Genomic DNA, 12990 nt, shown 5'->3' with positions numbered 1-12990 from the left:
TCCGCTGTCCTTCGCTCCCCGGTCAGTCCGTCGTGCCTTCAATGGCCAGCCGCAGGAGGCTGGCCGCGTCCATGTCGTCGATGGAGGCCTCGCCGTCACCGGCGTCCTCCGCGTCGTTCGTCTTCTCGTCCGCGTTGCCGAGTTCGAGCACCATCTCGAGCAGGCCCGCGCGGCGCAGCTTGCTGATCGGGATCGCGGCCAGGGCGGCCCGGATCTCGGCGTCCGGGTCGTCCGCGGCCGCGGCCCCACCGGCGTCCGGCGCCAGCTCGCCGCGCAGGTACTCGGCGAGTTCGCGCGGCGTCGGGTAGTCGAAGACGAGCGCGGCCGGCAGTGTGCGGCCGGTCAGCTTGCGGAGCCGGTTGCGCAGTTCGACCGCGGTCACCGAGTCGAAGCCGAGGTCGCGGAACGCCTTGGTGGCGCCCATCTCGTCCGCGCTCTCCAGGCCGAGCACGGCCGCCGCCTCGGTCCGGACGGCCGACAGCAGCACCCGGGTCGCCTCGGCCGCCGACAGACCGGCCAGCTTGCGCACCAGCACCGATTCGTCGGAATCAGCCGCGGGCTCGGCCACCACGAGCGCCGCCCGTACGGCCGGGATGTCCGACAGCAGCGGGCTGGGCCGGCTGGCCGTGAACGCCGGGGCGAACTTGGCCCAGTCCATGTTCGTGACGGTCAGCGTGGTGCGACCGTCCTCGATGGCCCGCTGCAGCACGCCGATCGCCAGGTTCGGGTCCATGACGTCGACGCCGCGCTTGAGCAGGTGCTCCAGGATCCGCTCGTCGGTCGCCATGCCCACGCCGCCCCACGTGCCCCAGGCGAGCGAGGTGGCGGGCAGACCGAGCGATTTCCGGTACGAGGCCAGGCCGTCGGCAAACGCATTGCCGGCCGCGTAACCGCCCTGCCCGCTGCTGCCCCAGCTCGCCGCGCCCGAGCTGAACATGACGAACGCGTCCAGCGGCAGGTCGGTTGTGAGGTCGTGCAGGTGCCGGGCGGCCGTGAGCTTGGCCTGCATCAGCCCGTCAAGCTGCGCGTGGGTGATCTCGCCGACCGGGGCGTCGCCGTGGCTGACCCCGGCCGCGTGGATGACCGCGCGCAGCGGCCGGTCCTCGGGCACCGTCGCCAGCAGCGCGGCCAGCGCGTCGCGGTCGGCCACGTCGACGGCCGCGATCGTGACGTCGGCGCCACTCGCCTTGAGCTTGGCCGCGAGTTCGGCCGCGCCCGGGGCTTCCAGGCCGCGGCGGCCGGCGAGCAGCAAGTGCTCGGCGCCGCGCTCGATGGCCCAGCGCGCGAGCATGCCGCCGATGCCGCCCGTGCCGCCGGTGATGAGCACCGTGCCGCTCGTGCGGAAGCCGTCGACGTGGTCGCCCGGCGTGGCCGGCGCGCTCACCAGGCGGCGGGCGACGACGCCCGAGACCCGGATCGCGAGCTGGTCCTCGTCGCCGGACAGGACGCCGGCGAGCCGCTCGGCCGCTGCCTCGTCGATGACGGCGGGCAGGTCGATCAGGCCGCCCCAGCGCTGCGGGATCTCGAGGGCGGCGACGCGGCCCCAGCCCCAGACCGTGGTCTGTTCGGGGTTGGTGACCGGGTCGTCGTCGCGCGTCGACACGCCGCCCTGGGTGGCGACCCAGATCGGCGCGTCGATCCCGGCGTCGCCCAGAGCCTGGACGAGCTGCACGTTCGCGGTGAGCGCGTGCGGCACGGCGCCGTCAAGGCCCGCGACCATTCCGAGCAGGCTGACCACACCGTCCACGTCGGACGGCAGCAGGGCCGCGAGGGTCATGCGGTCGATGTCCGCGGGAACCTCGAACCGGGTAGCGCCCAGCGCGGCCACGATCTCCGGCGCCTCAACCCCCGAAGGCACCGCGACGAGCCAGCGGCCCGTGGGGGCGATCTGCGGCCGTACGGGAATCCAGGAATCGCGGTAGCGCCAGCCGTCGGTCGTCGCGTCGTCCCGCTTGCGGTCGCGCCACGACATCAGCGTGCGGACCGCGCCCTCGTCCAGGCCGAGCTCGCCGTTCTGCACGACCTCCCAGAACGCGGCGTCGGCGGCGTCACCCGTGGTGGGCGACGCGTGCTCGATCTCCGGCCAGAACAGCTGGCGCTGGAACGCGTACGTGGGAAGGGAAACCCGCCGCCCCGCCGGCACGACCCGGTTCCAGTCGACCGGCAGGCCGCGCACGAAACCGGTCGCGGCCATGGTGAACAGCTGGGTCAGGCCGCCCTTGTCACGCTTGAGCGAGCCCAGAACGACGCCCTCGACCTCGGCCGCTTCCAGGATCTGTTCGACCGCGCTGGTCATGACCGGGTGCGCGCTCGGCTCGATGAAGGTGCGGTGGCCGTTCTCGACCAGCAGGCGCAGGGTCTGCTCGAACTGCACGGTCTGGCGCAGGTTGCTGTACCAGTAGGCGGCGTCGAGCTCGGCGGTGTCGAGCAGCCCGGCCGTGACCGTCGAGTAGAACGGGATCTCCGAGCTGCGCGGCCGCGCCGGGGCGAACGCCTCGAGAACGCGCTCGCGAATGACCTCGACGGCCGGCGAGTGCGAGGCGAAGGCGGCCGGGATCCGGCGGTGGCGTACCCCGTCGGCATGCAGGTCGGCCTGCAGTTCGGTCAGTTCCTCGACCGGGCCCGAGACCACCGAGGACGACGGCGAGTTGAACGCCGCGACCTGCAGGGCGGGCCATTTCGCGACCCGCTCGGCCGTCTCCGAAGGCGACAGCGACACCGAGACAAGGCTGCCGACGCCGTCGAGCGCGTCGAGCGCGATGAGGCTGCGCAACGCGATGATCATGCCGCCGTCGGCGACGGTGAGGCCGCCCGCGACAGTGGCCGCGGCGATCTCGCCCTGGGAGTGACCGATGACCGCGTCCGGCTCGACACCGAGCGAGCGCCAGACCTCGGCGACCGCGACGAGCACGGCCCAGAGCGCGGGCTGCACCACGTCGACCCGGTCGAGCGGGATCGGGCCCTCGATGCCGCGCAGCACGTCGTGCAGGTCCCATTCCACGTACGGGGAAAGGGCGGCCGCACATTCGTCGATCTTCGCGGCGAACACCGGCGACGTGTCGAGCAGTTCGCGGCCCATGCCGATCCACTGCGAGCCCTGGCCCGGGAAGACGAACACCGTCTTGCCCGACGTGGTCACCTCGCCGGTGATCGCGTTGTCCAGGTCGTTCAGGCCGTCCGCGTCGAACACGACCGCGCGGTGGTCGAACAGCGAGCGCGTGGTGAGCAGCGAGTGCGCGATGTCGACCGGCGCGCCGGTCAGCGGGGCGAGCCGTGCGGCCTGACCGCGCAGCGACGACGCCGACTTGGCCGACAGCACGAACGGCACGACTGGCGGCGCTTCCACCTCCGCCGGAGGGTCGGCCACAGCGGCCTGCTCCAGCAGGACGTGGGCGTTGGTGCCGCTCAGGCCGAACGACGAGACACCGCCGCGGCGGGGCCGGTCGAGCGCGGGCCACGGGGTGGCGTCGTGCACGAGCCGCAGCGCGCCGGTCGTCCAGTCGATGTGGCTCGACGGCTCTTCGGCGTGCAGGGTCGGCGGCAGCATGCCGTGCTGCAGCGCGAGGACCATCTTGATGACGCCCGCGACGCCGGCGGCCGCCTGGGTGTGGCCGATGTTCGACTTGAGCGAGCCGAGCAGCAGCGGCGCGTCGGAGGCACGGTCCTTCCCGTACGTGGCCAGGAGCGCCCCGGCCTCGATCGGGTCACCGAGCTTGGTGCCGGTGCCGTGCGCCTCGATCGCGTCCACATCGGAGGTCTGCAGACCCGCGTTGGCCAGAGCCTGCCGGATGACCCGCTGCTGGGACGGACCGCTGGGGGCGGTGAGCCCGTTGGACGCACCGTCCTGGTTGACCGCCGAGCCCTTGATGACCGCGAGCACGTTGTGCCCGTGCTTCTGGGCGTCGGAGAGGCGTTCCAGCACGATCATGCCGACGCCCTCGCTCCAGCCCGTGCCGTCGGCCGAGTCGGAGAAGGCCTTCGTACGTCCGTCGGCCGGCAGCGCCCCCTGCTGGGTGAGCAGGTAGAACGAGCGCGGGCTGGCCAGCACGGTCGCGCCACCGGCCAGGGCGAGCGAGCACTCCCCCTGCCGCAGGGCCTGGGCTGCCAGGTGCAGCGCGACCAGGGAGGCCGAGCAGGCGGTGTCGACGGTCATGGCCGGGCCCTCGAGCCCGAACGTGTAGGAGAGGCGGCCGGAGATGACGCTGGCGGCCAGGCCGGTGAGCACGTGGCTCTCGTTGTCCTGTCCGGCCTCGAGCAGCATGCTCGCGTAGTCCTGGCCGTTGGTGCCGACGAAGACGCCCGTACGGCTGCCGCGCAGCCCCTGCGGGTCGATGCCGGCCCGCTCGAACGCCTCCCACGACGTCTGCAGGAGCAGGCGCTGCTGCGGGTCCATGAGCAGGGCCTCGCGCGGGCTGATCCCGAAGAACGCCGGGTCGAACTCGGCCTGCCCGTCGAGGAAGCCGCCGGACGTGGTGGCGCTCTCGGCGGTGAGCCGGTCGAGGTCCCAGCCGCGGTCGGCCGGGAACGGGCCCATCGCGTCCTTGCCGTCGACCAGCAGCTGCCAGAAGTCCTCGGGCGAGCGCACGCCGCCGGGGAACTGGCAGGCCATGCCGACGACGGCGATCGGCTCGTCGACGATGCCCTCGGCGACCGTCTCGGTCTCCTCCTGCTCGCCGGTCAGGAACGCGGCGAGCGCCCGCGGCGTCGGGTGGTCGAACACCACACCGGCGGGCAGGGCCCGTCCGGTCGCGGTGCCGATCCGGTTGCGCAGCTCGACCGAGGTGAGCGAGTCGAAGCCGAGGTCACGGAACGCCTTGTCGGGGCCGACGGCCGTGGCGTCGGCGTAGCCGAGCACCGCCGCCACGCTGTCGAGCACCACGCCGAGCAGGACGGACTGGCGCTCGGCGGAGGCCCGGCCGGCCAGTCGCCGGTCGAGTTCGGCGGCGCCGCCACCGCGGGCCGTCGTGACCTCGTCCATGACCGTACGGGCCTCAGGCAGCTCGCTCAGCACCCGGCTCGGCCGGGCGGTGAGCAGAGCGGTCAGCAGCTCCTTGCGACGCAGGTCGGCGACCAGGACCGTGGGCTCGGGCTCGGCGACCGAGCGGCGCAGCGCCGTCAGGGCCTTCTCCGGGTTCATGGCCTGAATGCCGGTGCCCGCGGCCATGCCGCCGCCGGACCAGGCGCCCCAGGCGATCGAGGTGCCCGCCCGGCCCGCCGCCCGGCGACGCTGGGCGATGCCGTCGAGCACCGCGTTGGCCGCCGCGTAGTTGGCCTGGCCGGGGTTGCCGACCGCGCCCGCCATCGACGAGAACAGTACGAACGCGTCCACGTCGGGCAGCAGTTCGTCGAGCAGGAGGGCCGCGCCGACCTTGGCCCGGTAGACGGTGTCGAAGCGGGCCGGGGTCATGCCGTCGAGCAGCCCGTCGTCGAGAACGCCGGCCGTGTGGACCACCGCGTCGACCGGATGCTCGGCGAGCAGGGCGGTCAGGGCGTCGCGATCGGCCACGTCGCAGGCGACGATCTCGGCCGTCGGCAGTTCGGCCGCCAGTTCGGCCGCGCCGGGCGCGTCGAGGCCCCGGCGGCTGACCAGCAGCAGCTTGTCGGCGCCGCGGGCGGCCAGGTCACGGGCGACGGCCGCGCCGAGGGCGCCGGTGCCACCGGTGATCAGGACCGTTCCGGCCGGCGTCCACTCCTCGCGGTTGCCGCCGGCGACCGGCACCACGCGGCGGGCGTAGACGCCGTCGGCGCGGACGGCGACCTCGTCCTCGTCCCCCGCGAGCACCGCGGCCACGCGGGCCGGGTCGGCATCGGCGGCGAGGTCGATCAGGCCGCCCCAGAGCTGCGGCATCTCGAGCGCCGCGACCCGGCCGAGACCCCAGATGCCCGTACGGGCGGGGTCGACCGGCTCGCCGCCGACCGCGACCGCACCGGACGTGACGGCCCAGAGCTTGGCGGTGAGGCCGGCGTCGCCGATCGCCTGGAGGAGCGCGGTCGTGCCGAGCACGTCGAGCATCGAGACGATCCCGTCGGCCGGGCCCGCCGCGGCCAGTTGAGCGGCCAGGGCGGCCCGGTCCAGGCCGTCGGTCTCCACGGAGAGAGTGCCGGGGATAGAACCGCCGACGGACAGCCACCGGCCGGTCAACGCGCCGGCCGGGTTGACCGGGCGCCACGTCTCACGGAAGCGCAGGGAGTCGCTGACCGCGATCTCAGGCCAGTAGCGGCGGCGCTGGAAGGCGTACGTGGGAAGGTCGATCTTTTTCGCCTCGGTGAACACACCGGAGAAGTCGACCGGCACCCCCGCCACGAACAGGCGGGCCAGCGCCGTGAGCAGCGTGGACTCCTCGTCGCGGTCCTTGCGCAGGGCCGGGACGCAGCCCTCGGCCAGCGCGGACAGGACGCCGTCGGGGCCCAGCTCGAACAGGACCGCACGCCGCTCGGCCAACTTGGTGACCGTGTCGGCGAAGCGCACGGCGTCCCGCACGTGGCGGACCCAGTATTCCGTGGTCGTGACGTCACCGGATGCGACGACGGGCACGGTGGGACGGGCGAACGAGAGTCCGTTCACCACCGCGCGGAAGTCGTCGAGCATCGGTTCCATCAGTGGTGAGTGAAATGCATGGCTCACTCGCAAACGGCTAGTCTTCCGGCCGCGGGTGCGCATTTCGGTCTCGATCGCCGCGACCGCAGCCTCCTCGCCGGAGACCACGACCGCGTTCGGCCCGTTCACCGCGGCGATGTCGACAACGTCGCTGAGCAGCGGCGTTACCTCGTCCTCGGTGGCCTGCAGGGCGACCATCGCGCCGCCCGCGGGCAGTGCCTGCATCATCCGGCCGCGCGCGGTGACGAGCGTGCAGGCGTCGTCGAGGGTGAGCACGCCGGCCACGTGGGCGGCGGCGATCTCGCCGATCGAGTGGCCGCCGACCGCGTCCGGCCGCACGCCCCACGACTCGACGAGCCGGAAGAGGGCGACCTCGATGGCGAACAGCGCCGACTGGGTCCACTCGGTGCGATTGAGGGCGTCGGCGTCGTCGCCCCACATCACGTCGCGCAGGGCCGGGTCGAGGCGAGCCAGGGCCTCGTCGAGGGCGTCGGCGAAGACCGGGAAGCGGGCGTAGAGCTCGCGGCCCATGCCGAGGCGCTGGCTGCCCTGACCGGAGAAGAGCATGGCCACCGTACGGGTCACGGGCGCGGCGCCGCGGGCCAGCTCGACGCCGTCGAGGAGGACGGCGCGGTGCTCGTACGCGGAACGTGTCGTGGCCAGTGAGAAGCCGACGTCGACCGGGTTCGCGTCAAGGACCTTGATCCGGTCGAGCTGGGCGTCCAGAGCGGCGGCCGACTTGGCGGCGACCGGCCAGATGGCCGGTCCCTCGGCGGACTTCTCCAGCGCTTCGGCCGGGCCTTGCTCCAGGATCAAGTGCGCGTTCGTGCCGCTCACGCCGAACGACGAGACGGCGGCACGACGAGCGCGGCCGGTTTCGGGCCACTCGGCCGCGTCGGCAAGCAGCTGGATCGCGCCGGACGTCCAGTCGACGGCCGGGGTCGGCGTGCCCAGGTGCAGGGTGCGCGGGGCGACGCCGTTCCGCATCGCCATCACCATTTTGATGACACCGGCGACACCGGCGGCGGCCTGCGCGTGCCCGAGGTTGGACTTGAGCGAGCCGAGCAGCAGCGGAACGTCCCGGTCCTGCCCGTACGTGGCCAGCAGCGCCTGGGCTTCGATCGGGTCACCGAGGCGGGTGCCGGTGCCGTGCGCCTCGACCGCGTCGACGTCCTTGGTGACGAGCCCGGCGTTGGCCAGGGCCTGCCGGATGACGCGCTGCTGGGCCGGGCCGCTCGGGGCGGTGAGGCCGTTGGACGCGCCGTCCTGGTTGACCGCCGAGCCCTTGACCACGGCCAGGATGTGGTGGCCGTTGCGCTGGGCGTCGGAGAGCCGTTCGAGCACGAGGACGCCGGCGCCCTCGCTCCAGCCGGTGCCGTCCGCGTCCTCCGAGAACGACTTGCACCGGCCGTCCGTCGAGAGGCCGCCCTGCGCGGTGAACGCGGCCAGTGCGCCCGGCGTCGACATCGCCGAGACACCACCGGCCAGGGCCAGGTCGCATTCGCCGCCGCGCAGCGACTGGGCCGCGAGGTGGATGGCGACCAGCGACGACGAGCAGGCCGTGTCGATCGCCATCGCCGGGCCCTCGAGACCGGCCAGGTAGGAGATACGCCCGGCCAGCACGCTGGCGATGGTCGAGGTCAGCGCGTACGCGTCGGCGTTCGCCCCGGCGTTCACCTTGAGATCCGAGTAGTCCTGGCCGTTGGTGCCCATGAACACGCCCGTACGGCTGCCGCGCAGTGAGGTCGGCGCGACGCCGGCCCGCTCCATGGCGTCCCAGGTGGTCTCCATCAGCAGGCGGTGCTGCGGGTCCATCGACACGGCCTCGCGCGGCGAGATGCCGAAGAACTCCGCGTCGAAGTCGGCCAGGTCGGTCAGCCAGCCGCCGTGGCGGGTGGCCGTGGCGACCGCGTCGAGGTCCCAGCCGCGGTTGGCGGGCACCTCGGTGATGGCGTCGCGGCCGTCGGCGACGAGCTGCCACAGGTCCTCGGGCGAGCCCACGCCACCGGGGTAGTGGCAGGCCATGCCGACGATGACGATCGGGTCGTTCGTCGTCACCTGGCTCGTCGCCGCCCGCTGTTCCTTCACCTCGCCGAACAGCTCGGCACTCAGGTGCGCCGCCAGCAACTCGGGCTCGGGGTAGTCGAAGACGACGGTCGCGGCCAGGTTGACGCCGGTGAGGCGGCGCAGACGGTTGCGCATGTCGACGGCACCGGCCGAGTCGAAGCCGAGGTCGCGGAACGAGATGCCGGTCGGCAGCGCGTCCGGGCTGTCGTAGCCGAGGCAGCGGGCCGCCTCGGTGCGGACCAGGCCGAGGATGTCGGCCGGGGTCAGCTGCACCTCGCCCGTTTGTTCAATAGTCGGCTCGGCCAGGGCGGCGACCGCCTCGGGCAGGTCGGCGAGCAGGTTGCTGCGGCGGGTGGCCGCGAAGGCCGGGGCGAACGTGGTCCAGTCGATGTCGGTGATGCTCACGGTGGTCAGGTCGGCGTCGAGCGCGCCGAGCACGGCGTCGGCATTCTGAGGGCCGTCCCACGTCACGGACAGGGCCGGCACGCCCTGGCCGCGCAGCATCCGCGCACGGCCGTCGTTGCGGGCCGCGTCGACGGCGTCGGTGGCGAACAGGACGACGGTGTCGGCGCGCCCGTCCGTCACCACCTGCTCGGCACCCGCCGCGCGGGCCCACTCGGTGATCCGGTCGTCGACGTCGCCGCCCACGAGGACGGTCCCGCTGAGGCGGTGGCGGCCGGTCGCGGCCGGGGCGTGCACGATGCGACGGCCGAAGACACCGGCGGCGCGAATGGCCACCTGGTCCTCGGGGCCGTCGAGCACAGCGGCGAGGCGCTCGAGCGTACGGGCATCGATCGTCTCGGGCAGGTCGATCAGGCCGGTCCAGGTGCGGCCCCAGTCGGCGGCCTGCTCCGGATCGATGACCTGGTCGCCGCGGCCGATCGAGACCGCCCCGCGGGTGATGCGCCAGACCGCGGCTCCCTCGGGTGCGTCCGGGGCGCCAGAGAAGGACAGCACGTTGGTCGCGCTCTCCGTTGTCTCGAGGCCTTCGACCACCGCGAGCATCCAGTCCGCGGGCTCCGCCGGCAGCAGCACGGCCCACTCGCCGGTGAGGGCGCCGGTCACGGTGACCGGCTTCCACTTGTCGGTGTAGCGCAGCGCGTCCCCGGCGGCCCGGCGGCGGCGCTGGTCCCGCCACTCGGCCAGGGCCGGGGTCAGCGTGGCGGCCACGTCGCCGTCGAGGTCCAGGGCGGTGCCCAGTTCGCCCGCGTCGACCAGGTTCCAGAACTCGGCGTCGACCGGCTCGGCGGCGCCGTGGGCGGTGGTGGCCGAGGGCTCGGGCCAGTAGTAGCGGCGCTGGAAGGCGTACGTGGGAAGGTCGATCCTGCGACCGGAACCGGTGAACAGGCTCGCCCAGTCGACCGGCACGCCCCGCACGAAGACGGTGGCGGCGCTGGTCAGCAGGCGGAGCAGGCCGCCCTCCTCGCGGCGCAGGGTGCCGGTGACGACACCGTCGACGCCCGCCGACTCGAGGGTCTGCTCGATACCGACGGTCTGGGTCGGGTGGGCGCTCGGCTCGACGAAGACGCTGTAGCCGTCCTCGATGAGCTTGCGGGTCGCGCGCTCGAACAGGACCGTCTGGCGCAGGTTGGCGTACCAGTAGCCGGCGTCGAGCCCGGCGGTGTCGATCGGCTCGGCGGTGACCGTCGAGTAGAACGGGATGTCCGTCGAGCGCGGCGTGATCGGAGCCAGGTCGGCCAGCACACGTTCACGGATCAGTTCGACCTGCGGCGAGTGCGACGCGTAGTCGACCGGGATGCGGCGGACGCGGACGCCCTCGGCCACCAACTGTTCGGTGAGCTCGTCGAGCGCGTCGGGCGAGCCGGAGACCACTGTGGAGCGGGGTCCGTTGATGCCCGCGATGCCGGCCCGCTCGTCCAGGCGCGGCCGGACGTCGTCGGCGCCGAGCGCGACCGACATCATGCCGCCGAGCCCGGCCAGGTCACCGGCGACCGCGATGCTGCGCAGGGCGACGATGCGGGCGCCGTCGTCCAGGCTGAGCGCGCCGGAGGCGGTGGCGGCGGCGATCTCGCCCTGGGAGTGGCCGATGACGGCGGCCGGTTCGACGCCGAGCGAGCGCCACACCTCGGTGAGGGCGACCATGACGGCCCACAGGGCGGGCTGCACCACGTCGACCCGGTCGAGCATCGTGCCGTTGCGCAGCACGTCGATCAGGTCCCAGTCGACGTAGTTCCGCAGGGCCTCGGCGCACTCCTCGGCGCGGGCGGCGAAGACCGGTGAGGTGTCGAGCAGTTCGCGGCCCATGCCGGCCCACTGCGAGCCCTGGCCCGGGTAGACGAACACCGTACGGCCGAGGGGGGTGGCTACGCCGGTGATGGCGTTGTCGAGGTCGCGCAGGCCGTCCACGTCGAAGACCACGGCCCGGTGCTCGAGGAGACCGCGGGTGGTGAGAAGGGACCAACCGAGATCGTTCTGCTGGTCGGCCAGTGGCACCAGTCGCGCGGCCTGCGCTTTCAGAGCTTCGGCCGAGCGGGCGGTGACGATCAACGGCGTGACGCCCGGCGTCGTGACGTCGGCTTTTTCCGTAGTTTCCGGGGCCTGTTCCAGGATGACATGGGCGTTCGTGCCGCTCACACCGAACGACGAGACACCCGCGCGGCGGGGGCGGCCGGTCGACGGCCAGTCACGGCGCTCGGTGAGCAGATCGAGGGCGCCGGCCGTCCAGTCCACATGCGACGACGGGGTCTCGGCGTGCAGGGTCGGCGGCAGGGCCTGGTGGCCGAGCGCGAGGACCATTTTGATGACACCGGCGACACCGGCCGCGGCCTGGGTGTGCCCGATGTTCGACTTGATCGACCCGAGCAGCAGGGGCGTTTCCCTCTCCTGCCCATACGTGGCCAGCAGCGCCTGGGCCTCGATCGGGTCACCGAGCGTGGTGCCGGTGCCGTGCGCCTCGACCACGTCCACGTCGCCGGTGCTGAGCCCGGCGCTGGCCAGGGCCTGCTGGATGACCCGCTGCTGGGACGGCCCGTTGGGGGCGGTCAGCCCGTTGGACGCGCCGTCCTGGTTGACCGCCGAACCCTTCACCACGGCGAGCACGTGGTGGCCGTTGCGCCGGGCGTCGGAGAGCCGCTCCAGGACGAGCAGGCCCGCGCCTTCGCTCCACCCGGTGCCGTCGGCGTCGTCCGAGAACGCCTTGCACCGGCCGTCGCCCGAGAGAGCGCGCTGCCGCGAGAACTCCACGAAGGTGCGCGGCGTCGACATGATGCTCACGCCGCCGGCCAGCGCGAGGTCGCACTCCCCCTGGCGCAGCGCGGACGCGGCCAGGTGCAGAGTGACGAGCGACGACGAACAGGCCGTGTCGACTGTCATGGCCGGGCCTTCGAGGCCGAACACGTACGAGAGACGGCCGGAGGCCACACTGGGCGAGCTGCCGGTGATGTTCGCGCCCTCGAACTCGTCGCCCAGCAGCAGGTGGTAGTCGTTGTACATGATGCCGGTGAAGACGCCGGTCTGGCTGCCGCGCAGCGATCGCGGGTCGATGCCCGCGCGCTCCAGGGCCTCCCACGTGGTCTCGAGGAGCATCCGCTGCTGTGCGTCGGTGGCCACCGCCTCGCGCGGCGACATGCCGAAGAAGGCCGGATCGAAGTCACCGGCGTCATGCAGGAAGCCGCCCGACCGGGTGTAGCTCGTGCCCGCGTGGTCGGGGTCGGCGTCGTAGAGGGCGTCGAGGTCCCAGCCGCGGTTGTCCGGGAACTCGGTGATCGCGTCGGTGCCGTCGAGCAGCAGCTGCCACAGCTCTTCCGGCGTGGTGACACCGCCCGGGAAGCGGCAGGCCATGCCCACGATGGCGATCGGGTCGTCGTCGATCTTCGGTTTTGTCGGCGCGGCTTTCTTGTCGGCTGCGCCCGCCAGGTGCGCCGCGAGGACGGCCGGCGTCGGGTAGTCGAAGACGAGCGTGGCCGGCAGCGTGCGCCCGGTCGCCTCGGCGAGCTGGTTGCGCAGCTCGACCGCGGCCAGCGAGTCGAAGCCGATCTCGCGGAAGGCCCGCTCGGGATCGATGTCGGCGCCGCTGCGGTGGCCCAGGACGGCCGCGACCTTGCTGCGGACCAGTTCCAGGATGTCCACATCCGGGGCCTGCTTCTCGGCGGCCTTGGCCAGGCTCCGCCTCGCCGGCACCAGGTCGCGTAGCAGGGCCGGGACCAGGTCGGCCCGGGCTTGCAGGGCCGCCGTGTCCACCTTGATAGGCACGACGGTCGAACGCGGTGAGGCCAGGGCGGCCGTGAACATGGCGAGACCCTCGTCGGCGCCGATCACCGGAAGCCCCTGGGTGGCCATCCGCCGCCGGTCCACCTCGCCGAGTT

Annotated in this window: 1 protein-coding gene (cut by a window edge); it reads right to left on the bottom strand. The window is 73.1% G+C overall.

Features of this window, described 5'->3' with window-relative positions; genetic code table 11:
• Positions 1–22: 22 nt before the first annotated feature.
• Positions 23–12990 carry the end of a type I polyketide synthase gene (locus KOI35_RS10060; RefSeq protein WP_215785886.1) on the bottom strand. It continues 14287 nt past the right edge of the window, so only the last 12968 of its 27255 coding nucleotides appear in the window; its start codon lies beyond the right edge, outside the window; the stop codon is at positions 23–25.

The sequence above is a fragment of the Paractinoplanes bogorensis genome (assembly GCF_018829635.1).
In the GTDB taxonomy this organism is placed as follows: Bacteria; Actinomycetota; Actinomycetes; order Mycobacteriales; family Micromonosporaceae; genus Actinoplanes; species Actinoplanes bogorensis.
The sequence above is the reverse complement of the archived record's forward strand: the minus strand, read 5'-3'. Positions and strand labels throughout refer to the sequence as shown.